Annotated in this window: 20 protein-coding genes, 1 rRNA gene, 2 pseudogenes and 1 riboswitch; of the genes and pseudogenes, 3 read left to right on the top strand and 20 right to left on the bottom strand. The window is 39.2% G+C overall.

Annotated elements, in window-relative coordinates:
• Window position 1 precedes the first annotated feature (1 nt).
• The 6 genes and pseudogenes from ACQKIM_RS22750 to ACQKIM_RS22725 all read right to left on the bottom strand — a co-directional run.
• Window positions 2-1,564 (bottom strand): annotated as a pseudogene (locus tag ACQKIM_RS22750) (3'-5' exonuclease); the annotation flags it as partial.
• 802 nt (window positions 1,565-2,366) lie between these two features.
• Window positions 2,367-3,059: pseudogene (locus ACQKIM_RS22745) on the bottom strand (UvrD-helicase domain-containing protein); the annotation flags it as partial.
• A 32-nt stretch (window positions 3,060-3,091) separates the two neighbouring features.
• Window positions 3,092-3,781 carry a heptaprenylglyceryl phosphate synthase gene (locus ACQKIM_RS22740; RefSeq protein ID WP_427548381.1) on the bottom strand — a complete coding sequence of 230 codons (690 nt, stop codon included), beginning with the start codon at window positions 3,779-3,781 and terminating at the stop codon, window positions 3,092-3,094.
• Window positions 3,782-3,891: 110 nt separating this feature from the next.
• Window positions 3,892-4,212, bottom strand: a complete 321-nt coding sequence (locus tag ACQKIM_RS22735; protein WP_004225717.1) for a YerC/YecD family TrpR-related protein — start codon at window positions 4,210-4,212, stop codon at window positions 3,892-3,894.
• A gap of 15 nt (window positions 4,213-4,227) precedes the next feature.
• The gene (locus ACQKIM_RS22730; RefSeq protein ID WP_427548379.1) at window positions 4,228-5,289 is read right to left on the bottom strand and encodes a DUF3048 domain-containing protein; all 1,062 of its coding nucleotides are present in this window, start codon (window positions 5,287-5,289) and stop codon (window positions 4,228-4,230) included.
• Window positions 5,290-5,357: 68 nt separating this feature from the next.
• Entirely contained in the window at window positions 5,358-7,079 is a 1,722-nt protein-coding gene (locus tag ACQKIM_RS22725; RefSeq protein WP_427548377.1) for an adenine deaminase C-terminal domain-containing protein, read from the bottom strand.
• 202 nt (window positions 7,080-7,281) lie between these two features.
• Between ACQKIM_RS22725 and ACQKIM_RS22720 the strand changes: the two genes are divergently transcribed.
• Window positions 7,282-7,740 carry a YgaP-like transmembrane domain gene (locus tag ACQKIM_RS22720; protein ID WP_427548376.1) on the top strand — a complete coding sequence of 153 codons (459 nt, stop codon included), beginning with the start codon at window positions 7,282-7,284 and terminating at the stop codon, window positions 7,738-7,740.
• Window positions 7,741-7,832: 92 nt separating this feature from the next.
• On the opposite strand, the gene purD is transcribed toward ACQKIM_RS22720, so the two are convergent.
• From purD to ACQKIM_RS22655, 13 genes are all read right to left on the bottom strand, one after another.
• Window positions 7,833-9,089, bottom strand: coding sequence for a phosphoribosylamine--glycine ligase (purD, locus tag ACQKIM_RS22715; protein ID WP_427548374.1), 1,257 nt, complete (start codon window positions 9,087-9,089; stop codon window positions 7,833-7,835).
• Window positions 9,090-9,165: 76 nt separating this feature from the next.
• Window positions 9,166-10,692, bottom strand: coding sequence for a bifunctional phosphoribosylaminoimidazolecarboxamide formyltransferase/IMP cyclohydrolase (purH, locus tag ACQKIM_RS22710; protein WP_427548373.1), 1,527 nt, complete (start codon window positions 10,690-10,692; stop codon window positions 9,166-9,168).
• Between the two features lie 107 nt (window positions 10,693-10,799).
• Entirely contained in the window at window positions 10,800-11,369 is a 570-nt protein-coding gene (gene purN, locus ACQKIM_RS22705; RefSeq protein ID WP_427548371.1) for a phosphoribosylglycinamide formyltransferase, read from the bottom strand.
• Window positions 11,369-12,424 (bottom strand): phosphoribosylformylglycinamidine cyclo-ligase, encoded by a 1,056-nt coding sequence (gene purM / locus ACQKIM_RS22700; RefSeq protein ID WP_427548369.1) that lies wholly within the window; start codon window positions 12,422-12,424, stop codon window positions 11,369-11,371. The genes purN and purM overlap by 1 nt, the downstream gene beginning before the upstream one ends.
• A gap of 77 nt (window positions 12,425-12,501) precedes the next feature.
• Window positions 12,502-13,926: an amidophosphoribosyltransferase gene (gene purF, locus ACQKIM_RS22695; protein WP_427548368.1), complete on the bottom strand. Its 1,425-nt coding sequence runs from the start codon at window positions 13,924-13,926 to the stop codon at window positions 12,502-12,504.
• Window positions 13,902-16,136 (bottom strand): phosphoribosylformylglycinamidine synthase subunit PurL, encoded by a 2,235-nt coding sequence (gene purL, locus ACQKIM_RS22690; RefSeq protein ID WP_427548366.1) that lies wholly within the window; start codon window positions 16,134-16,136, stop codon window positions 13,902-13,904. The genes purF and purL overlap by 25 nt, the downstream gene beginning before the upstream one ends.
• A complete protein-coding gene (gene purQ / locus ACQKIM_RS22685) occupies window positions 16,123-16,806 on the bottom strand; it encodes a phosphoribosylformylglycinamidine synthase subunit PurQ (RefSeq protein WP_427548365.1) in 684 nt (227 codons plus the stop codon). The genes purL and purQ overlap by 14 nt, the downstream gene beginning before the upstream one ends.
• Window positions 16,807-16,808: 2 nt before the next feature.
• On the bottom strand, window positions 16,809-17,057 hold the full coding sequence (gene purS, locus ACQKIM_RS22680; RefSeq protein WP_286925698.1) for a phosphoribosylformylglycinamidine synthase subunit PurS: 249 nt from the start codon (window positions 17,055-17,057) through the stop codon (window positions 16,809-16,811).
• 2 nt (window positions 17,058-17,059) lie between these two features.
• Complete coding sequence (purC, locus tag ACQKIM_RS22675) at window positions 17,060-17,770, bottom strand: phosphoribosylaminoimidazolesuccinocarboxamide synthase (protein ID WP_427548362.1); 711 nt, start codon at window positions 17,768-17,770, stop codon at window positions 17,060-17,062.
• A 122-nt stretch (window positions 17,771-17,892) separates the two neighbouring features.
• Window positions 17,893-19,188 (bottom strand): adenylosuccinate lyase, encoded by a 1,296-nt coding sequence (purB, locus tag ACQKIM_RS22670; protein WP_427548361.1) that lies wholly within the window; start codon window positions 19,186-19,188, stop codon window positions 17,893-17,895.
• A gap of 13 nt (window positions 19,189-19,201) precedes the next feature.
• The gene (gene purK / locus ACQKIM_RS22665; protein ID WP_427548359.1) at window positions 19,202-20,326 is read right to left on the bottom strand and encodes a 5-(carboxyamino)imidazole ribonucleotide synthase; all 1,125 of its coding nucleotides are present in this window, start codon (window positions 20,324-20,326) and stop codon (window positions 19,202-19,204) included.
• On the bottom strand, window positions 20,323-20,811 hold the full coding sequence (gene purE / locus ACQKIM_RS22660) for a 5-(carboxyamino)imidazole ribonucleotide mutase (RefSeq protein ID WP_427548358.1): 489 nt from the start codon (window positions 20,809-20,811) through the stop codon (window positions 20,323-20,325). The genes purK and purE overlap by 4 nt, the downstream gene beginning before the upstream one ends.
• A 408-nt stretch (window positions 20,812-21,219) precedes the next feature.
• A riboswitch (purine riboswitch) is annotated at window positions 21,220-21,318 on the bottom strand.
• A gap of 94 nt (window positions 21,319-21,412) precedes the next feature.
• The gene (locus tag ACQKIM_RS22655) at window positions 21,413-21,607 is read right to left on the bottom strand and encodes an NETI motif-containing protein (protein WP_427548356.1); all 195 of its coding nucleotides are present in this window, start codon (window positions 21,605-21,607) and stop codon (window positions 21,413-21,415) included.
• A 415-nt stretch (window positions 21,608-22,022) separates the two neighbouring features.
• On the opposite strand from ACQKIM_RS22655, the gene ACQKIM_RS22650 reads away from it, so the two are divergent.
• Both ACQKIM_RS22650 and ACQKIM_RS22645 read left to right on the top strand, forming a co-directional pair.
• Complete coding sequence (locus ACQKIM_RS22650; RefSeq protein WP_427548354.1) at window positions 22,023-22,196, top strand: hypothetical protein; 174 nt, start codon at window positions 22,023-22,025, stop codon at window positions 22,194-22,196.
• A gap of 325 nt (window positions 22,197-22,521) precedes the next feature.
• Window positions 22,522-22,917, top strand: coding sequence for a hypothetical protein (locus ACQKIM_RS22645; protein ID WP_427548352.1), 396 nt, complete (start codon window positions 22,522-22,524; stop codon window positions 22,915-22,917).
• Between the two features lie 330 nt (window positions 22,918-23,247).
• Here ACQKIM_RS22645 and rrf read toward each other — a convergent pair.
• Window positions 23,248-23,339: ribosomal RNA gene (rrf, locus tag ACQKIM_RS22640) — 5S ribosomal RNA — on the bottom strand; the annotation flags it as partial.

The following is a 23,339-nucleotide window of genomic DNA, read 5'->3' as shown; positions in this document are numbered from 1 at the left end:
CTTACGCTTTTTCAATAGGTGCAAATTGTGCTAGTAATCGTTTAATGCCGATTGGTTGTGGAAAGGCGATATCTAGCTCTGTACTATCACCCTCACCTTTTACACTAACAACCATACCTGTTCCCCATTTTTTATGGACTGCTTTATCTCCAGCCTTCCAGCCAAATTGGTCTCCACCAGTTGCTTGTAATCGAGAGGTTGCAGGCTGCGTTTTCTGAATGTCTCCAAGTGTTCGCCTTTGATAATTGCCTGCCGAACGGTTACTAGAAGCAAATGGAACTTCAGGTTTCGCGCCACCTTTGGAAATAGATTGTGTAATATCCTCTGAAATTTCACGTAAAAAACGAGAGGCATTGTTATAACTAGAACGACCAAAAATCGTTCGGCTTTGTGCACACGTTAAATACAAGCGCTCCTCTGCACGAGTTATGCCAACATAAGCTAGACGCCGTTCTTCTTCCATTTCATCCATATCATCAAGTGAACGAGAATGCGGGAAGATATTTTCTTCCATTCCAATGATAAAGACAACGGGGAATTCTAAACCCTTTGCGGCATGCATCGTCATTAAAATGATATTGCCTTTGGATGTATCTTCTTTATCCAATGCATCAATATCTGCAATAAGTGCTAAATCTGTTAAGAAGGCTATTAAGCTCTTATCATCACTACGCTCTTCGAATGCTTTTGTTACTGATAAAAATTCTTCAATATTTTCTAGACGGCTTTCTGCTTCAATCGTTTTTTCATTTTGTAGCATTGCTCGATAACCAGATTTTTCAATCACCTGCTCTACCATTTCAGTGACCGATAAATATTCCTGCATCTCTGTATAGCCTTTAATCATCGCATAGAATTGCTCAGCTGAATTTGCAGCCTTGCCTGATAGCCCCATAAATACAAGGTCATTCATGGCATCAAAAATTGAACGATCTTGTTCAATTGCATAGCGCGCCATTTTTTCAAAGGAGGTAGCACCAATACTGCGCTTTGGTTCATTAATAATACGTGCCAGCGATAAATCATCATCATTATTGGCAATAAGACGTAAATAAGCCAGTAAATCCTTAATCTCTTTACGATCATAGAACTTTGTACCGCCAACAATTTGATAAGACATATTGGATTTAACAAGTACTTCCTCCATAACACGTGACTGAGCATTTGTGCGATATAAAATCGCAAAGTCATCGAATGAGTGATTATCTTTTTTAATCAGCTGTTGAATTGTTTGTATAACGAATTGTGCTTCCTCTTGCTCGTTATACGCCTTGTACAAGACGATTTTTTCACCTTCTGCATTTTCTGTACGCAGTTCTTTTGGGTAACGTGTTGTATTATTTTGAATGACGTCATTTGCTGCTTGGAGGATGCGTTTTGTTGAACGATAATTTTGTTCAAGCATAATAACCTTTGCATTTGGATAATCCTTTTCAAAGGATAGGATATTGCCAATGTCTGCCCCGCGCCAGCGATAGATTGATTGGTCTGAATCCCCTACAACGCAAATGTTTTTAAATTTTTTAGCCAATAACTGCACAAGTAAATATTGAGATTTATTGGATATGGATAGGTAAGCCTTTGAAGTGGTCTCTAGCTTTTCCCCCCATTCACACCGTACGTGAGAGTTTCCCCTCATACGGCGTTCCATCAGTTAATTGCTCTTCATTCTACTATTTCATTTCTCTTAGTCCCACTTGAGCCTATTAGTCACGAAATATAGCCTGTTTTTTCAATTAACTAACTAATGGCTATCCCTCCACCGCTTATTATCACGGCTTCACTGGTACTGTGCCATCACTTTCACTGTACTTAAAATGAGGTTATACATACATAGTAGCTTTCCCTCATACCGCTTCACTGAGTGCAATCTCTCCACGTAACCAGCTTCCCACGTTCCAAGAATCATATCTTTTCATATAAAATCCTTAGGTCATTCCTCTAACCCTGTTAGCTGGATGATGCCTGTAACATCATAAGGTGTTTCATAAAGACAAATCTTACTCCACCTCACTAACCCGCTCGTGACGGACCACCCTTTCGAATGGCTATACCTCTAGAGCCGTACATTCGGAATTTCGTCAGTAAATAGTTATATAATTTACATTCTAACCATAGATTTTCTTATAGAACCCCAGCCTATCTATCACACAGAATACCTCTATTCCGCTTTCCTTCTTTCGATTAGGGTGATATTCAACTGACTTCACCGAGCTTATAACCTAGCTTTGATTGCACAAATCTACGCTATTCGGAGGATTAGGTCGAGCCTTTCAGAGCGTTACCTCATCATTCGACTCATCTGATTTCTTAGTTCTCCTAGCAAATATGCTAGTGGCTAATCTTTTCAATTAGCAACGTGTCGCACTATCTTGATACTCATCAACATGAATATATTGGAATTTATTTTGATAGTATTCAAGCACCTCTGGGACTCGCTTGAATAATGTAATAGTGGTCATTATTAAGTCATCGAAATCTAGGGATTGGTTGCGGCGTAATCTTTTTTCATAGCCTTTGTAAACTTGTGCAACCGTTTTTTCGTAGGGATTATGCTCATTGATTTGGGCGACATAATCATCTGCTGCAATACATTCGTTTTTTGCTGCACTAATTGCATTTAAAATAGCACGAGGTTCAAAACGCTTCGAATCAATATTTTCTTCCTTCATCACATTTTTAATGACTGATAGCTGATCTGTGGAATCTAAAATTGAAAAATTACGTGACATTCCAAGCTGATCAATATTACGTCTTAAAATACGTACACACATCGAGTGGAATGTGGATACCCACATACTATCGCCCGTCCCATTTCCGAGAATGCCATCAATACGTTCTCGCATTTCTCGTGCAGCCTTATTGGTAAAAGTGATGGCTAAGATTTTTGATGGATATACTTCTTTTTCAATGATTAAATACGCAATACGATGTGTTAGTACACGCGTTTTTCCTGATCCAGCACCCGCCATAATTAGAAGTGGCCCTTCAGTCGTTTTGACCGCATTCTCCTGTTCAGGATTCATACCTGCTAATAAATTTTTTGTTAACTGCTCCATTTTGCACCGCCTTACAAACGTTTGTTCTTAAATTATATCGTATTTTTAACAGCCTTAACAGTAGCAAGTGCAGCTTTTAAATCATCATAAATAATATTACCTACTACTACTGTATCCGCATATTTTGCCATTTCAGCTGCCTGCTTTGTAGAAGTAATACCACCACCGTAAAACAATCGTGTATTATTAAGCTCCTGCTTCACAGCACTAATAACATTAATATCACCATAAGTTCCGCTATATTCTACATAAAATACTGGTAGCTTAAAGAAATTTTCAGCCAGACGTGCATAAGCAACAATATCATCTATTGATAAATCCGTTTTCGCATTTGTCACCTCAGCAGCCTTGCAATGTGGATTTAATATACAGTAGCCCTCCGCTACTAGCTCATCCCACACCATAATATCCCCATACTCCTTTATAGCCTGATGGTGTAAGTTTTTAATCCATTTAGGATCATCACTATTTAATACTGTCGGAATAAAGTAATAGTCGTACCCTGGTGTTACCGATTCAATTGTAGAAATTTCAAGCGCTATCGGTACCTCAAAGCGTCTTACACGGACAAGCAAATCTAATACACCGTCTAATGTTATACCATCTGTCCCACCAACTAAAATGACATCTGTTCCTGATTCGCAAATTTTTTCTAATGCTTCATCTGTAATTTCTTTAGCTGGATCAAGCTTAAACACATGTCTCCATTCTAAATAATCCATTGATTTTACCACCTATCATTTTGTATCTATTCGTTTACAAGTATAGCTTATGACTGACGACAAAAAAATGAAAAAGACTGAGCAGAAACTCTACCCAGCCTCTTTACCTACTATTCTTTTGGTGCTTGAAATGGTTTTTCATCAGGATACAAACGACCTAGCATTTCATCATATGTATCGTTTCCATAATCAAAGCAACGTCGTACACGAGAAATAGTTGCTGTACTAGCACCTGTTTCCTTTTTGATTGATTCGTAGGTCTTTTTTAAACGTAATAAATGCGCAACTTCAAAGCGCTGTGCCAGTGATTGAATTTCACTAATCGTACATAAATCATCAAAAAACTTATAGCATTCTTCGATGTCTTTCAGCTCTAACACTGCTTTAAACAATTGATCTGTTTGATGCCCTCGAATTTTTTCGATTTGCATGCAATTTTCCTCCCTTTAAGGCTGCGTTTTCACCATTGCCTGTAACCCTGGTGAAGCTGGTACGAAATGAACCCATGACTTTCCTGGTGATAATTTAACAAGCTCCCCAGATTCTTCTACAGCCATCGGTAATCCATCAATATTAGCCCATTTAACTTCTCTCATATATCCATTTTGGAATACGTACGCATTTCCACCAGAAGTTAAATCAATTTCTTGGCGTCCAACATTATCAATTGTTCGATGGTTCATTTCAAAAAACAGAACATTTGCCAATGATAATGCCTCGCCTGTTAACATATCCTTTGTGTCAACGCCAGCCGATTGTCGTCCATAATGATTACTTTGATGATCATACACATACGAATTGTGGAAATACTCACTATTTCCGTAGTAAATGTCAACTTTACTTGTTTCAATGCCTATTTTACCACGTTCATCGGGTTCATAAAAAGCCTGACGCACTTTTTCGCTGTAAATCATTGAAGCGCCTATATTTTTAGCGCCTTTTAATAAATTCTCAGTTGAAATATATGAATTATGTGGTGCAACACGATCCTTCGAACGTTTAAAGAGTGTACCATCATAATTCATGCCATTTATATTATCGATTACATTATTCTCAAGCATTGATTTTGCTTCTGGGCTATAACCATGAGCTACATAAAAGGCATCAAAGCCCTTTGCCATATCGACAAAATAGGATCTTGCACTACGAACAGGTCCAAAATTTTCTGGTAACTCACTTTGATAGACTGCTAAAAAACGAGTAACATCACCCTCTGCCAGCATTTCATAAATAATATCCGCTGCTGCTATTCCCGATTGCGGACGTGCAGCTGGATGATTATTAATCGTCACAATAATTGGACGTTGTGTGATTTCTTCTTTAACAGCCTCACCTGTTAACGGAGCAAGAAATGCTTCCTCTTTTACAGGCTCCTCAATAACTGGCTCTTCTTCAGTTTTATTCTTTTCGTCTTCCTTTACTTCCGAGGAATCCTTTGAACATCCTCCTATCAACAAGGCACTAAATGCCATAGTAATGAATAGTTTTTTTGATTTAAGCACAAGCATTACTCTCTCTCCTTTAAACAATCACACAAAATGTAATTGGACTATAGTTACGCTAAAGTGAAATCCAACTAGCGCATAACTGCTGGTAATAATAACTTATTCTTCATAACATCAAAAATCCCTTTTGGTGTTATACGAATATAAGGTAAATGAGTGGATTGTAAAAATAATAGAGTATAGATTGCGTCACCTAAGCGATAACCTCGTTCAGCTAATGCTTGTTTTAAAGCTAGTTCTTTATTTGTCAGCTCCTCTACATCTCCATCATAAAGTAGACCACCGATTGTCAAAGGAATAGAAGCAATAACCTCTCCCTTTTCTACAAGGACAATACCACCCTGCATTGCTTTCATTTCCTCAAAGGCTTTTATCATATCTTCTTTATTTTTTCCAATAAGTAAAATATCACCTGTATTGGAGTAAGATGAGGCAAATCCTTGAACACTAGTCGCGAAGCCTTTAATCATCGTATTGACGTGCCAATTGCCGTCTCTATTAATGAGCATTAAATAACTCTCATCATGATCAGCAAGTTGCCCTTCCCTAGTAACTAAGGAATTATATGGTTTTGTAATTACATCGTTCACAAGCTCAATTCCAAAAGGCATTGAAAACTGGAAATCATGAGAATTCAATGAAAATCCTAAATCAAACGCTGGAATGGCTGAATAATCAATAGCTGCAAGTTTATGCACACGCTGTCCATCACGTTTTAACCAGACACCCTTGGACAATACGCTTTCAGGAACTGGATGCCATTCATCTTGTAAAATATTCAAAGAAGCAAAGCGTCCTGTCGCGATAAAACCATGTAGGTTGGACATATTGTAGTAGCGTGCCACATTATAAGTAGCCATTTGATAGGCATCTATTGGTGATACACCTGCATCTAAAGCTACTTGAATACATTTATCCATCACACCATCCTGATGGAAAGAAGGCGTTGAGCCATCCGTTGTCATCATTAAATGATCAAAAATAGGAAGCTCTTTTTCTACAATTCCTTTTAAGAGATGCGGTAAATCTGGGCGAATCGAAGAATGGCGAAGTGTTACCGCGTACCCCTGCATAATACGCCTTTCCACTTCCTCCACTGTCATTGCCTCATGATCACCATCTGCTCCAAGCAATTTCATACGGGCTAAAGTTCTTTCTGAAGCTCCAGGAAAGTGTCCTTCTATTTTTTTGCCATATCCTTTAGCCATTTGCATACGATAGAGCATTTGGTCATCCCCATGCAATAATCTTGGCCAGCCCGTTAATTCTCCTCCAAGTAAAACATCATCCCGTTCTAACCATTCTAAAATTGATGTATTAGAGAAAATCTCTTCCTCCTGCTCCATCTCAGTTTGTGAATCAAAGCGTGTCCACCAGTAAAAAGAAAACGGAAGCTTTTTCAAGTGATTCAATATTGAAAACGCTTTCTTATTTTCTAAAGATAAAACGAAACTTAAATTATCAGAAATAAAAGCAGTTGTGCCTAACTGTCCACAAAAATCAGCAAATGATTGTGGATGATAGAGCTGGAATGGATGGACATGAGGTTCAATATAGCCTGGTACAATTGTTTTATTCGTACAATCAACCACCTCTGTTCCCTCTATTAAAGGAGGCATTCTGTCACCAGCATAGACAATTCGATCTCCTAAAATCCAAATGTTTCCTACTATCCATTGTTTGAGCATGCTATGTAAATAACGTGCATTTTTTAACACAATATCCGGTGCCTTTTTACCATCAATTACCGCTAATTGTTGGCGTAATTTTGTAATTTTCCATACTGGATCCATTCTATTCGCTCCTTCCTAAATTACGTAAAAATTTCATTGTGTAATTCTAATGTGATATCACATACTACTACTGCATAAGCGCATTTTTTCATTAAAATGAGTTTTTTATGCAATCATCTTGTTTCAATCGTAACACAGCACTTTCATAAAGCAAAGTGCACCCCGCTTTATTTTTTCCACAATGACTAAAGGAGGAAATAGTATGATGCAACAAGCTAATTTAAGTGAAAAAAATGCCTTCTGTCGCTTTGCCATGGGTACAAGTATGACGGCATTTGGCATCGCTAGGGTCTCAAGAAATCCTAACTGTACGGGAGGTCGATTAATGATAGCATTAGGTGCTATGAAAATGGCTGAGGGTATCTTTAAATATTGCCCGACAAAAGCTTTACTGGGTTCCAATATGCAAAATGCCATGAATAGCTCTATGCAAAGTATGCTCAGCGGACAAAATTCTATGTCATCTGATCAATCTATGACATCTAATCAATCCATGTCATCTGAGCAAATCGACAAACTCATGAAAGATTTCTCCTCTGCCATATCTGGTAATTCGTCAGAATCAAACGCAACTGCTTCAAAGCAATCTGACGCCAGCACTTCAAATCAAAATTCCTCAGACAGTAGAAATTCTACAAATAAAGCACAAAATCCTTCTTAGTCAAAGGAGCCGTCTCAACTATGCGAGACGGCTCTTACCCTTATAAATCATACGTTTGAAAACAATAATAAGTTTCAAAGCATGATGAAATTTTATTTAAATGTTCGCCATCCAATATCTTTACGGTAGAAGAAATTGATCCATTCTTCAGTTGCAATACCTGCATATACTTTTTCTTGCGCTTCTTTTAGAGTAGATGCTTTTGCTCCAACTAACAAAACTCGCCCACCGTTACCAACAAATTTGTCATCTGCAAGCTTTGTACCTGCATGGAATACGGCATGTGAAGCTGATAGATTCTCTAGACAAGGTAATGCATGTCCTTTTTCAACATCCCCTGGATATCCTTCTGCAGCAATTACAACACCAAGCATTGCTTCTTCTGACCATTGTAAATCAAATGGTCTTTCATCCATTAAAGCCATCATAAAATCACCAAAATCAGAAACCATTCGTGGTAAAACGACTTGTGTTTCTGGATCCCCAAAGCGTGCATTAAACTCAATCACTTTTGGACCATTTTTCGTTAATATGAGCCCTGCATATAAAATACCAGTAAACGATACACCGTCTGATTCCATGCCTTTAACAGTTGGTTCAACAATTGTTTTATAAGCTACGTCTACTATTTCCTGTGAAATTTGAGGTACCGGTGAATAAGCACCCATCCCACCTGTATTAGGACCTTTATCGCCATCGTATGCTCGTTTATGATCCTGAGCAATAACCATTGGATAAATTTGACCTTTATGGACGAATGACATAAATGAGAATTCTTCACCATCTAAGAAATCTTCGATAACAACACGGGAAGAAGATTCACCAAAACGTTGATTACCAATCATATCCTGAACAGCTTCAATGGCTTCTTCCTGTGTCATAGCAACAACCACACCTTTTCCAGCCGCTAAGCCGTCCGCTTTAATAACAATAGGTGCACCTTGTTCTTTAATATATGTGATTGCCTTCTCTGCTTCTGTAAACGTTTCGTGAGCAGCTGTTGGGATATTGTATTTATTCATAATATCCTTAGCATATGATTTACTGCTTTCGATTTGTGCTGCTTCTTTTGTTGGACCAAATACACGTAAACCACGAGCAATAAAGAAATCTACAATCCCTTCAGCAAGTGGTTGCTCAGGTCCGACGAAAGTTAAATCTACTGCATTTTCTTTTGCAAATTGCGCTAAACCTGCAAAATCCATCGTATCAATAGCAACGACCTCTGCATCGCCTCGCATTCCATCATTGCCAGGTGCAACAAATACCTTACGAACTGATGGGGAATTACTAAATTGTTTAGCGATAGCATGCTCACGACCACCGCTTCCGATTACTAATACATTCATCTTGGGAAATCCTCCTATTTGTAAGTAAGACCGAGATGAACCAACATCTCGGTCTGTAGAATTTAATATATTTTGATTAATGTTTAAAGTGGCGTACACCAGTAAATACCATTGTAATACCATACTCATTTGCTTTATCAATAGAATCCTGATCTTTAATGGAGCCGCCTGGTTGAATAATTGCCGTAATACCAGCTGCCGCAGCTGCTTCCACTGTATCACTCATTGGGAAGAACGCATCAGATGCTAATGCAGCACCTTTTGCTTTTTCACCAGCTTGCTCAAAAGCAATTTTAGCAGCACCAACACGATTCATTTGACCTGCACCAACACCAAGCGTCATTTGCGAATCAGTTACGACAATTGCATTTGATTTTACATGTTTGACAACCGACCAACCAAGCTGTAATGCTTCCCATTCTCGTTCTGTTGGTTCACGATCTGTCACTACTTTAATATCTGCATTGGCAAAGCCGTAACGATCTGGTTCTTGAATGAGAAGTCCACCTTCTACAGATACTACATTGAAATTATCTTGTTTTGCTTGCTCAAAAGGAATTGTTAACAAACGAATATTTTTCTTTTGCGTTAAAATATCAAGTGCTTCTTGCGTAAAGGCAGGTGCAATAATAATTTCTAAGAAAATATGACTTAATTTTTCAGCCGTTGCTGCATCCACTTCCATGTTTAATGCGATAATGCCACCAAATATAGATGTAGGATCAGCAGCGTATGCTTTATCAAATGCTTCCTCTAATGTTACTCCTGTACCAACACCACAAGGGTTCATATGTTTTACAGCAACTGCTGCTGGCATTTCAAATTCTTTGACAATTTGTAATGCTGCATTGCCATCCTGAATATTATTGTATGATAATTCTTTGCCATGTAATTGCGTTGCATAAGCTAATGAGAAATCTGAGCCAAGACGTTTTTGATAAAATGCCGCTTTTTGATGAGGATTTTCACCATAGCGTAAATTTTGTTTTAATTCATATGTCATTGTTAAGCTCTCTGGAAACTCTTCTTCTGTTAAGTAGTTTGAAATATAGGAATCATAGGCAGCTGTGTGACGGAAAACTTTTGCAGCTAGCTTACGACGCGTTTCAATTGTTGTTGTACCGTTTGCTTTTAGTTCCTCTAATACGTTTGCATAGTCATTGCTGTCCACAATTACTGTGACATATTGATGGTTTTTAGCTGCAGAACGTAACATTGTTGGACCACCGATATCAATATTTTCGATAGCATCTTCCCATGTTACATTAGGCTTTGAAATTGTTTCAACGAACGGATAAAGATTGACACATACAATCTCAATAGGCTCAATGCCATGCTCATTCATTTGTGCTTGATGAGAAGCATCGTCGAATTTTCCTAATAAACCACCGTGAATCAATGGGTTTAATGTTTTTACACGACCATCTAAAATTTCAGGGAATTTAGTTACTTCATCAACTGCAGTTACAGCAACATGATTGTCCTGTAGCATTTTTTTTGTACCACCAGTTGATAAAATTTCATAACCTAATGCTACTAGTTCTTTTGCAAATTCTAAAATACCATCTTTATTGGAAACACTGATTAATGCACGTTTTGTCACAACAATATCCTCCTAATTTTTATCGTGTTTGCCACGAAAATGTCTTGCGATTATTGATGGAGTAGAGTTAGGTATTCAGTAAGCAGCCCTAACTCCACATCAATGATTTACTTTAATAATTGCTGTAAAGCTTTCGTATATAGTACATGCTCTTGCTTATGAATAGCCACTTCTGTTGCCTCACGGTCACCATCAATAACGGCAACTGCTGCTTGTGCAATTATAGGACCAGTGTCCATACCTTCATCTACAAAATGCACAGTTACACCTGTTATTTTGACTCCATGTTCCATTGCTTGCCCAATAGCATCCTTACCTGGGAAAGCTGGTAATAATGACGGATGGATATTCACGATGCGCTGTGGAAATGCTGACAGTAATACTTCACTAATCAGTCGCATATAACCAGCAAGCACAATCCATTCCACATTACATTCCTGTAAAGCCTCGATAATAGCTGTCTCATAATCTGCTTTTGAAGCAAACTCTTTTGGGTTTAAAGCTAGTACTGGAATACTAAAATTCTCGGCACGTGTCACTACAAACGCGCCAGGCTTGTCTGTCACAACAAGCTCGACTTTTGCATGTAGCTCGCCACGTTCAATCGCCTCTTGAATGGCCTGAAAATTACTACCGCTGCCTGAGGCAAAAACGGCAATTTTAGCTGGTGCAGTCATTACACTAAACTCCCATCATGTGAGCCATTAAATACAACACCCTCGCCTTTGACAACGCGACCGATTTGATATGCTTTTTCACCATTTGCTTCCACTGTAGCAATCACTTTGTCTGCTGCATCTGCAGGTACCGCTAAAACGAAGCCAATGCCCATGTTAAAGACATTATATAAATCTTTATCCTCAAGCTGGCCTTTTTCTTTTAAAAACTCAAAAATACGTAGCACTGGCCATGAACCTAAGTCAATTTCAGTTGCTAACCCTTCTGGCATCATACGAGGAAGATTTTCATAAAAGCCACCACCTGTTACATGTGCGCAGCCATGAACATCTGCTGCTTTTAAAGCTGCAAGTACAGGTTTTGCATATAATTTTGTTGGCACTAATAAAGCTTCTCCAATAGGACCAAGATCCTCATAGCCTTCCACAATCGCATCTACTGCATAATCATTATCCGCAAAAACAATTTTGCGCACTAAAGAATAACCGTTTGAATGCACACCACTTGAAGCGATACCAATAAGCACGTCACCCTCAGCGATTTTTTCGCCAGTTACGATGGCTGATTTTTCACATGCACCTACTGCAAAACCTGCTAAATCATACTCATCCTCTTCATAAAGACCTGGCATTTCTGCCGTCTCACCACCGATTAATGCTGCACCAGATTGTACACAGCCATCTGCAACACCTTTGACAATTTGTTCAATTTTCGCTGGTTCAGCTTTACCAAGTGCAACATAATCTAAAAAGTACAGTGGTTCAGCACCTTGTGCCACAATATCGTTCACACACATAGCTACACAGTCCACGCCAATCGTATCATGCTTGTCCACCATAAAGGCTAGCTTAAGCTTTGTCCCAACACCATCTGTACCTGAAATAAGAACAGGCTCCTTAAGATTTAGTTCTGACAAGTCAAACATACCGCCAAAGCCACCGAACGTACCCATCACACCTAGACGGTTTGTGCGTTCAACATGAGATTTCATTCGTTTTACGGCTTCATAGCCTGCTTCAATATTTACACCTGCTTGTTCATATGCTTTTGACACGCAGAGATCCTCCTTATCATCCAAATCACCTTGGCACACCTGCGTCTTGCAATGCTAGGCGTGATTGAATTTTTTTCTTAACGTAATAGTTCTTTTTCATGTGGTAAGATTGTATCTGGAAAAATTTCCGTTGGATATTTACCTGTAAAGCAAGCTAGGCATAGCCCACGATTTTCATCTTCATATGGTCGTGCGATCGTTTCCACCATACCTTCAACAGAAAGGAATGTTAATGTATCTGCACCGATTGCTTCACGGATTTCATCTACATTATGGCTAGATGCGATTAATTCTTCATGTGTCGACGTATCGATGCCATAATAACAAGGATCTGTCATTGGTGGTGAAGAAATCACAACATGTACCTCTGCTGCACCTGCATCCTTCAACATTTTAACGATACGTCGGGAAGTTGTACCTCGAACGATTGAATCGTCTACCATCACAACTCGTTTCCCTTTCACAACTTGTACAACTGGGGAAAGTTTCATTTTTACCCCGCGCTCACGTAATTCCTGAGTTGGTTGAATAAATGTACGACCTACATAACGATTTTTAATTAAACCTAACTCATAAGGAATACCGCTTTCCTCAGCAAAACCAATTGCTGCAGAAATACTTGAGTCTGGTACACCTGTTACAACATCAGCCTCAATATGTGCACATTCACGAGCAAGCTGTTTACCCATACGTTTTCGTGCCATATGGACATTAATTCCATCAATATCTGAGTCAGGACGAGCTAAATAAACATACTCCATTGCGCACATTGCACGTTTATCCATTTCTGCAAAACGATCTGATTTTACGCCTTCATCGTTTATAATTAATAATTCACCAGGCTCAACAGAACGAACAAATTCTGCGCCGATTAAATCAAATGCACAAGTTTCAGAAGCTACCACCCAGCCATCTCCTAACTTTCCAAGAGATAGTGGACGTAAACCATGTGGATCACGTGCAACAAGCATTTCATCCTTTGTCATGATTAAGAAAGAATACGCACCCTTTAATAAAGAGAGGGCATTTTTCACCTTCGCACGGAATGGTGAATGCGAGCTTTTCTTAATAAGATGCGCCAGCACTTCCGTATCAGAGCTAGAATGGAAAATGCTACCTTGGCGCTCTAAATACTGTTTTAAATGTGTCGCATTGACTAAGTTACCGTTATGGGCAATTGAAAGGCTACCAGTTGAGGAGTGGAATAATAATGGCTGTACGTTTTCAATACCGCCACCACCAGCAGTCGTATAACGAACATGTGCAATAGCCGCTTTGCCGTTCACTGCCTTTAATTTATCTTCGTTGAATACATCATTAACTAGTCCTTCGCCTTTCACCGCTCGAAGATGCTGACCGTCTGAAACAACGATTCCAGCACCTTCTTGTCCACGGTGTTGAAGAGCATGTAGCCCGTAATAGCTAAGGTGTGCAGGACTTGGGTTACCCCAAATACCAAACACCCCACATTCTTCGTTTAAGCCTCTGAGTTCAGCAAGCATGGGATTGCTCCTTTCCAATTAGAGCGGAATTCCTCCACTGTACCTTCTACAAGCACACCTTGGTCCCCGTTGATTTTAACAAGTGCATCGTTTGTTACGACACCAATTTTCTCCGCATCTTTGACGATTTCTACAAATGCAGCTGCATTTTCTTCTTTTACTGTTACCACAAAACGGGACTGTGTTTCACTGAACAATGCCGTTGTTGCTGAGCCAGTTAATGTTACGTCAACACCAAGACCGTTTGCACTAAATGTTGATTCAGCAATGGCAACAGCAAGACCACCCTCAGCCACATCATGAGCAGATTGTACAAGTCCAGCTTTAATAGCCTTCAGTAATGCTTGCTGACGTGTAGCCTCAACTGCTAAATCGATAGATGGTGCTTTACCTGAAATAACTCCATTGTTTACTAACTTTTGAAGCTCTGATCCGCCAAACTCAGTATTTGTCTCACCAATCACAAATACTACATCCCCAGCAGCTTTTACTTCTTGAGTTGTTACATGAGCTAAGTCTTCAATAAGCCCTACCATACCGATTGTTGGCGTTGGGTAAACTGCTTCGCCTGATCGTTCATTGTAAAGAGATACGTTACCGCCAATTACTGGAGCATTTAAGGCTGTACAAGCAGCTGAAATACCATCAGCTGATTTTTCAATTTGCCAGAAGATTTCTGGTTTCTCAGGATTACCAAAGTTTAAGCAATCTGTAATAGCAAGTGGCGTACCACCAGTTGCAACGATATTACGCGCTGCTTCAGCTACTGCGATAGCACCACCGACTTCTGGATCTAAATAAATATAACGAGAGTTACAATCTGTTGTCATTGCTAAACCTTTATTTGTGCCACGCACACGAATTACAGCAGCATCAGAACCTGGTGTAACAACTGTTGATGTACGAACTTGATAATCGAATTGATCGTAAACCCACTCTTTTGAAGCAATTGTAGGTGCTTGTAAAAGTGCATTTAAAGTTTCTTTGTAATCTGTTACCACTGGCTCAGTGTTCTCAATCGCTTGGAATTCTGCATAGTAAGCAGGTTCTGCAGATGGCTTATGATAAACTGGTGCATCTTCTGCAAGTGCATCGGCAGGCACTTCAGCTACTACTTCACCGTTGTGTAATAGACGAAGCATTTTATCGTCTGTCACATGACCAATTGCTACAGCATCTAAATCATATTTATCGAAAATCACTTTAATTTCATCTTCGCGACCTTTTTTCACAACTAATAACATACGTTCTTGAGATTCAGATAACATCATTTCGTACGCTGTCATACCTGTCTCACGTTGTGGTACTAAGTCTAAGTTCATTTCTACACCAGAACCAGCCTTTGAAGCCATTTCTGCTGAAGAAGAAGTAAGACCAGCCGCCCCCATATCTTGAATACCAACTAGGGCGTCAGATTTAACAACCTCTAAACATGCTTCAAGTAAAAGCTTCTCCATGAATGGGTCCCCTACTTGTACTGCTGGACGTTGGTTCTCTGATTCCTCAGTTAACTCTTCAGAAGCAAATGTTGCACCATGAATACCATCGCGACCTGTTTTTGCTCCAACATACATCACTGTATTACCTACACCAGCAGCAATTCCTCGTTGAATATCTTTATGGTCAATTAAACCGACACACATAGCATTAACTAAAGGATTACCTTCATAGCAAGGATCAAATTGAATCTCTCCACCTACAGTAGGAATTCCGATACAGTTACCATAACCTGCGATACCAGCAACTACTTCTTCAAATAAATATTTACCACGCGCTGATTTTAATTCCCCAAAGCGTAGTGAGTTCAGCATTGCGATTGGACGTGCACCCATTGAGAAAACATCACGGATAATACCGCCCACACCTGTTGCAGCGCCTTGATAAGGCTCAATCGCCGATGGATGGTTATGTGATTCCATTTTAAATACAACTGCTTGTTCGTCACCAATATCGACAATACCTGCACCCTCACCTGGTCCCTGTAAAACTTGAGGTCCCTTTGTAGGGAATTTACGTAACACTGGCTTTGAATTTTTGTAAGAGCAGTGCTCAGACCACATTACTGAGAAAAGACCTGTCTCTGTCCAATTAGGTAGTCGTCCTAAAATACCTTCTACCATTGCAAATTCTTCGTCTGACATCCCCATACCAGCGTATAGCTTTTCATCTTTAATTTGCTGTGCTGTTGGCTCAAACTTAGTTGTTGACATGATTTTCCCTCCACTGCTTCACAATTGATTTGAATACTGCTAGACCGTCTGAGCCGCCCACCAGTGCATCAACAGCTCGCTCTGGGTGTGGCATCATCCCTAATACATTGCCGCGCTCGTTTATAATCCCTGCGATATCTTCTAAAGATCCGTTTGGATTTTCACCTGAGTAAGTGAACACGATTTGATTGTTATCCTTTAATTTCTGTAAAGTTTCCTCATCACAGTAGTAGTTACCCTCACCATGTGCGATAGGGATATTGATAATTTGGCCTGACTCATATTGATTTGTGAATAATGTATTGTTATTGTTAACCTTTAGCTGTACTGTACGGCCCATAAATTTCAAGTTTTTATTGCGCAGTAATGCACCTGGCAATAAACCTGCTTCCGTTAGGATTTGGAATCCATTACAAACACCTAGTACTGGTTTACCAGCATCTGCTGCCTTCTTAACCTCTGTCATAATGTTAGATTGATTAGCCATTGCACCACAACGAAGATAATCCCCATACGAGAATCCTCCTGGTACTAATACACCATCAAAGCCACTTAGATCTGTTGCTGTATGCCATACATATTCAACTTCTTCACCTAGCTCGTCTTTAATCGCATGATACATATCGATATCACAGTTGGACCCAGGGAATACGAGTACTGCGAATTTCATGATTAGTTAGCCTCCTCGACTTCATAACGGTAGTCTTCGATTACAACGTTTGTTAAAACCTTTGCACACATTTCTTTTACTAGAGTATCAATGTCACGTTCTGTATCTTTAATTGATAGTTCAAGATATTTACCAATACGTAAATCTTCTACTTCAGTGTACCCCATCTTTACTAAAGAACCTTGTACAGCTGAGCCTTGTGGATCAAGAATGCTCTCGCGTAATGTTACGTAAATTTTAACTTTTTTCATTGTTATTTGCCTCCGAGTCTAGAAAGTATAATAGTATAAACTTCAGTTAAATTACCAAGGTCTCGACGAAAGACATCTTTGTCTAACTTTTGATTTGTTGTTGCATCCCAAAGTCTGCATGTATCTGGTGAAATTTCATCCGCTAATAGCACGTTTCCATCATGGTCACGTCCAAACTCCAATTTAAAGTCGATTAGCGTAACATTAACATCTGCAAAGATTGGTTGCAAAACTTTATTAACAGCTAAAGCGCCATCGTAAATAGCTGTCACTTCTTCAGGCGTTGCAAGATCAAGTACATCAATATGCTCCGTTGTAATGAACGGATCACCCAGCTCATCATCCTTATAATAATACTCAACGATCGGACGTTTTAATGGCGTTCCTTCCTCTAAGCCAAGGCGTTTCGCTAAACTACCTGCTGCTATATTACGAACTACAACCTCTATCGGAATAATCTCTACTTTTTTTACAAGCTGTTGTGTATCAGATAATTGTTTTACGAAATGTGACGCAATTCCGTTTGCTTGTAATTTTTCGAATATTAATGAAGTAATACGGTTATTTAAAACACCTTTTCCCTCAATCTCTTCCTTTTTCTCACCATTAAATGCTGTGGCACTATCCTTGTACTCAACAAGCAGCACATTTGGCTCCTCTGTTGTATACAATTTTTTTGCTTTGCCTTCATACAAAAGTTGACCTTTAGTCATATCGTTATTCCCCCTGGATATTATGAAATACGTGCGAATTATTCAGAATTGAACCGTAATGATTCAATTCTGATACATCCGCTAGTGGCTCTAACATTCATTTTAAGCAGGCTAAATAAATATTAGTTAAGTCCTAGTCGTTCAAAGATCATATCAACATGCTGTAAATGGTAGTTGTAGTCAAAGCACTCATCTAGCTCTTCCTTTGTTAAATACGATGTAATTTTTTCACTTGCATCGACTAACGTACGGAACTGAACTTGCTCGTCCCACGCCTGCATCGCTAAAGGTTGTACTGTATCATACGCTTCTTCACGCACTAATCCTTTATCGATAAGTGCTAATAAGATACGTTGAGAATAAATTAAACCAAAAGTGCGACCCATATTACGTTTCATGTTTTCAGGGAATACGGTTAAGTTTTTCACAATATTACCGAAACGATTTAACATATAGTTAAGAGTAATCGTTGCATCCGGTAAAATAACACGCTCTGCAGATGAATGTGAAATATCACGTTCATGCCATAAAGCTACATTTTCATAAGCTGTTACCATATAGCCACGCATTAAACGAGACATACCAACCATGTTTTCAGAACCGATTGGATTACGTTTATGTGGCATTGCTGATGACCCTTTTTGCCCTTTTGCAAAGGCTTCTTCCACTTCGCGTGTTTCAGATTTCTGTAAGCCGCGAATTTCTGTTGCAAACTTTTCAATGGAAGTTGCGATTAACGCTAAAGCACTTAGATATTGTGCATGTCGGTCACGCTGTAATGTTTGTGTTGAAATAGGTGATGCTGTTAGCCCTAATTTATCGCAAACATACTGTTCAACACGAGGGTCGATATTGGCGTATGTTCCAACAGCTCCAGACATTTTCCCTGTTTCAATTACTTTTGCTGCTGCTTCAAAGCGTTCAAGGTTACGCTTCATTTCTTCATACCATAAACCTAGTTTTAAACCGAAAGTTGTTGGCTCAGCATGAACACCATGTGTACGACCCATCATGACCGTATACTTATGCTCTTTTGCTTTTGCTGCAATAATATCAATGAAATTCACGATGTCTTTGTGTAAAATATCATTTGCCTGTTTAATCAAATAAGAAAGAGCTGTATCAACTACATCAGTAGAAGTTAAACCATAGTGCACCCATTTTCGCTCTTCACCAAGTGTTTCAGAGACAGCACGTGTGAATGCTACAACATCATGACGTGTTTCTTGCTCAATCTCTAATATACGATTAACATCAAATGAAGCATTTTCACGTATTTTAGCTACATCTTCTTTTGGAATGTCTCCTATTTCTGCCCAAGCCTCACATGCTAAAATTTCAACTTCTAGCCAAGCTTGATATTTATTTTGCTCTGTCCAAATTGCGCCCATTTCGGGTCTTGTGTAACGTTCGATCATCGCGTATCTCCTTCTATTCTGACCAAATGCCAGAACCCTCGATTTGTTGTAGTGTTTTCTCCAAGTCTTTTGTCATAATCGTTACGTGGCCCATCTTACGGTTCACTTTAGCTTCAGCTTTCCCATAAAGATGTATTGACCATTCAGGATATTTAGCAATTGAGTTACTAAGTGGCATGACATGCTGCCCTAAAACATTGACCATAATAGATGATGCCCAAAGCTGTGGTTTTCGTAGCGGCCAACCACATACAGCACGAATATGCTGTTGGAACTGTGAAACATTACATGCTTCTATTGAATAGTGACCTGAATTATGAGGTCTAGGTGCTAATTCATTAATCATAATGCCACCATCTTCTAATACAAACATCTCTACCGCAAGCGTTCCGACTAAATGTAAGTAATCAGCAATTTTCAAAGCTTCTCGTTCTGCAGCCTGAGCTGTTTCTTCTTTTATACGGGCTGGCACAATGGTTTCATGTAAGATATGATGAACATGAATATTTTCTCCAACTGGCTGACAGTAGGATTCACCATTACCGTTTCTTTGGACAATAACAGATACCTCTTTTACAAAAGGTACAAATCCCTCAGCAATACATTGGGAATGAGAGAAAAGCTCCCTTGCTAATGGCAGGTCTTGTGCTGATTTTAAAAGCTGCTGTCCTTTGCCATCATAACCACCTCTTGCTGTTTTGACTATACAAGGATAACCAATCGTATCAATATTGGCTACTAATTCCTCATAAGTATTTGCAACAATATAAGGTGCTACTGGACAACCAGCTTTCACTATTGCTTCCTTCTCAGTCACTCGATTTTGTGTAATACGTACTAGTTCAGCACCCTGTGGTACATAAGCCATTTGTGTTAAGCGTTTTAGTCCATCATAATCGATATTTTCAAACTCAAAAGTAATCACATCACTTACTTCTGCAAGCTCCTCTAAAGCAGCCTCATCGTCATAGGGTGCCACAATACGGATATCTGCAATCTGTCCACATGGAGAGTCCATTGTTGGTTCAAGAACGGCAATTTTAAAGCCAACTTCTTTTGCAGCAAGTGCCATCATACGACCGAGCTGCCCACCTCCAATAATACCGATCGTTTGCCCTGGATAAATAATCTTTGTCACACCAAGTCACCTGTGCTTTCCAATACTTGTTGCTTTGTTGTTTCTCTTCTAGCATCTAGTTTAGTAGCAAGCTCTGTATCTGTTGTCGACAAAATTTGCGCTGCAAGCAAACCTGCATTTGTCGCTCCTGCTCTGCCTATTGCAACTGTTGCTACAGGTACACCCCCAGGCATTTGGACAATTGATAATAGAGAATCAAGACCATTCAAAGCACGAGATTGTACGGGCACGCCAATTACAGGTAACGTTGTTTTTGCTGCCACCATTCCTGGTAAATGTGCAGCCCCTCCTGCACCCGCAATAATCACTTGAATACCTCGCTCACGTGCTGACTCTGCATACTCAAACATTAAATCTGGGGTACGATGCGCAGACACAACCTTTTTTTCGTACGGTACTTGTAATTCATCTAATATATCACATGCATGTTTCATTGTTTCCCAGTCACTTGAACTCCCCATAATGACACCGATTTTCGGATTCATGAATTGTCGCTCCTTTTAAACGATAGAAAAATGATTAAAATTTTGTGCAAGCCATTATTCTTCAAATAGCTACTGCAATTCTTTTCTTTATCAATTATGCCTCGTCATAATTGCGTCCGGAATCGGCTTTGTGCTTAGGCCTGCATGATGCAGGTCAGTTAGCCGTTATCGCATGGATGCGATGATTTTAGGCAAACTTCCTATATTGAACTCCTTTCCGATTTCCGTGACATCCGCTGGAGGCTTTAACTTATATCAGCGGATGTTTGGACACCCGCTGATATAAGTTAAACAAAGAAAATCCCCAAATAAACTACTCTACCATATACGTGAAAGCAGTTTACTTGAGGACTTATTAAGAAAAGAATATGCAAAAGTACATTCCTGTACATATACCTTCCGTAACATGCCAAAAGCGCTTTCCCGCATAGTCCAGCATTTACGGTGCCGGGTAGAGACACTAGAGCCAATCCTCTAGCATATATGTGGGACCTTATTTGTTTTTCCTTCTCACATTTTAACAAGTGATTTCACTATCGTCAATGTAAAAATGCGAACATTTTATTTTAGCTATTTACAAACGTTCGGATTTTAGTCAAAACTATTCAGTTTCTTGATAGGGCATCGCTTTAAATTGTATTTTTTGACGTAAAAACGTAGGTTCTCCACTAACTAAGTGAAAAATAGGTTCTTCTTTTCTGCCAACTGCTATGAAACCATCTTGTCGCATTCTTGCCAGACAATCTTCAATTGACTCGTTTTCTTCTACCTCATACCAAATTTGTCTTTTTCCCAAGTTGTTCTTCCTTCCAATTTCGTTTCATTCACATAATTATGATATCACAATACAAAAAAGAAACCACTTTGGGTTCCAAAGCTCTCATTTTTCAATGATATTTATCATCCCATTACATCAGCCAATTTTGGATATAATTAATAATACAGGTATAAGCATTCAATGAAATCCAGATACACCTTACGAAAGAGGTGAAAATGGAAATTTTAGTTGGTTCAGTTTTATTAAGTCTTTATAAGACAGCTTCTATATTAGCAACTAAAAAGAACTCATTACAGAAACAAGCTTCAATCAAAAAGACACATTAACAGCCGGTCAACAAGCACAAAATTTATTTAATGACCAGTAGAGCAAAACAAGCCTTATTGAAAGCTTATTAAAACAACTTGAAAGCACCCAAGAAATAGAAAGCAGTTTGACTGAGCGTACATTAGATAACGGTGGCGGCATTGCTGCGATTAATGAACAGTTAAAGGAATTTGATAAGCAACTTGCCAATATTGATGCACAATTCCACAAAAACTCTAATGTAGACAGAGCAGCAACCAAAAATCAATTTCGCCTTGGCGTAATTGCGTCCAGATTTTGAATTGTGCCCAGGCCTGCATAAGGGTCGACACGATGTCGGTCATTTCGGTAATGCCACAGGACGTGGCGTTTTTACCGATGCAGGTCAGTTAGCTGTTTTCGCAGGATGCGAAGGTTTTAGGCTAACATCCTTTTATTCATTCCTTTGAAAATCCATGACATCCGCTGGAGGCTTTGGGCCAACAGATGTTTTTTGTGCGAAAGCGTAGTGCTAACGCAGCGGCAGCAACATGATGTTTTTTTGTGCGAAAGCGTAGTGCTAACGCAGCGGCAGCAACATGATGTTGGTCACTCAGGCGTTTTCACAAGATGTGAAGTTTCAGTAGGTGTTTCGACACCCACTGAAAAGGAATCAAAACCGCATTCATCTCACTACCTGTAGAGGTGGGAGTCGTCTGCTGAATGAAGATAAATCAACAGATACAACTGAAGATATATTATCGAAAACTGTGTCCCTTGAACAGGCCAAAACAATACATATGGTCTACAATGCAACGCGTGAGGATAATCGACTTGAAAATGAAGTTAATCTAGATGCTGATGCTAGTAGAGGAATTTTTATAGATCGTAAATACGATAAACTATCGGATTTAGAATTACGGATTCAAAATATTCAGGAGCGAATTACTGAAAAGCTAGAGGACAATAAGCTTGATGATAAATTAATTATGGATATAAGTGATAAAAGCAAAGAGGATTCAGAAGGCGAAATTGAGAAATAGTATTTTGAGAAAGTTACATTATTCTTATAGACATTTTATACTTTTTTCTTATAAAGAATAAATGCTCTAAAAAGATCGTTTATATTCAATATGTGCTGGCCATAAATACCACAGGACATAGTGTTTACGATACCAGCCATACTCCTTATGCACAGAGAGATTGAGAGCCTGATGTAAAAGGATTTGCTTTACTATTTTTTCCCGAGCGACTTTGAGGATGCAGTATTTTAGCTTAAGACTATAACTATGTCTTAAGTTATTCGTGTTTAAAAAATCTATAGTTTCTTTAACAATAAAAAAACAGTCAGCTGAATGCTAACTGTGTCATTTGCCTAGCAATGTCCTACTCTCACAGGGGGAAGCCCCCAACTACCATCGGCGCTAAAGAGCTTAACTTCCGTGTTCGGTATGGGAACGGGTGT

It is taken from the genome of Lysinibacillus sp. NPDC047702 (genome assembly GCF_050272555.1).
Taxonomy (GTDB): domain Bacteria; phylum Bacillota; class Bacilli; order Bacillales_A; family Planococcaceae; genus Lysinibacillus.
This window is presented reverse-complemented; position numbering and strand designations above follow the sequence as displayed.

Coding starts and splice junctions, on each gene's coding strand:
- ACQKIM_RS22740 (WP_427548381.1), bottom strand. CDS start 3,781: ATGGATTATTTAGAATGGAGACATGTGTTTAAGCTTGATCCAGCTAAA.
- ACQKIM_RS22735 (WP_004225717.1), bottom strand. CDS start 4,212: ATGCAAATCGAAAAAATTCGAGGGCATCAAACAGATCAATTGTTTAAA.
- ACQKIM_RS22730 (WP_427548379.1), bottom strand. CDS start 5,289: ATGCTTGTGCTTAAATCAAAAAAACTATTCATTACTATGGCATTTAGT.
- ACQKIM_RS22725 (WP_427548377.1), bottom strand. CDS start 7,079: ATGGATCCAGTATGGAAAATTACAAAATTACGCCAACAATTAGCGGTA.
- ACQKIM_RS22720 (WP_427548376.1), top strand. CDS start 7,282: ATGATGCAACAAGCTAATTTAAGTGAAAAAAATGCCTTCTGTCGCTTT.
- purD (WP_427548374.1), bottom strand. CDS start 9,089: ATGAATGTATTAGTAATCGGAAGCGGTGGTCGTGAGCATGCTATCGCT.
- purN (WP_427548371.1), bottom strand. CDS start 11,369: ATGACTGCACCAGCTAAAATTGCCGTTTTTGCCTCAGGCAGCGGTAGT.
- purF (WP_427548368.1), bottom strand. CDS start 13,926: ATGCTTGCTGAACTCAGAGGCTTAAACGAAGAATGTGGGGTGTTTGGT.
- purL (WP_427548366.1), bottom strand. CDS start 16,136: ATGTCAACAACTAAGTTTGAGCCAACAGCACAGCAAATTAAAGATGAA.
- purQ (WP_427548365.1), bottom strand. CDS start 16,806: ATGAAATTCGCAGTACTCGTATTCCCTGGGTCCAACTGTGATATCGAT.
- purS (WP_286925698.1), bottom strand. CDS start 17,057: ATGAAAAAAGTTAAAATTTACGTAACATTACGCGAGAGCATTCTTGAT.
- purC (WP_427548362.1), bottom strand. CDS start 17,770: ATGACTAAAGGTCAACTTTTGTATGAAGGCAAAGCAAAAAAATTGTAT.
- purB (WP_427548361.1), bottom strand. CDS start 19,188: ATGATCGAACGTTACACAAGACCCGAAATGGGCGCAATTTGGACAGAG.
- purE (WP_427548358.1), bottom strand. CDS start 20,811: ATGAATCCGAAAATCGGTGTCATTATGGGGAGTTCAAGTGACTGGGAA.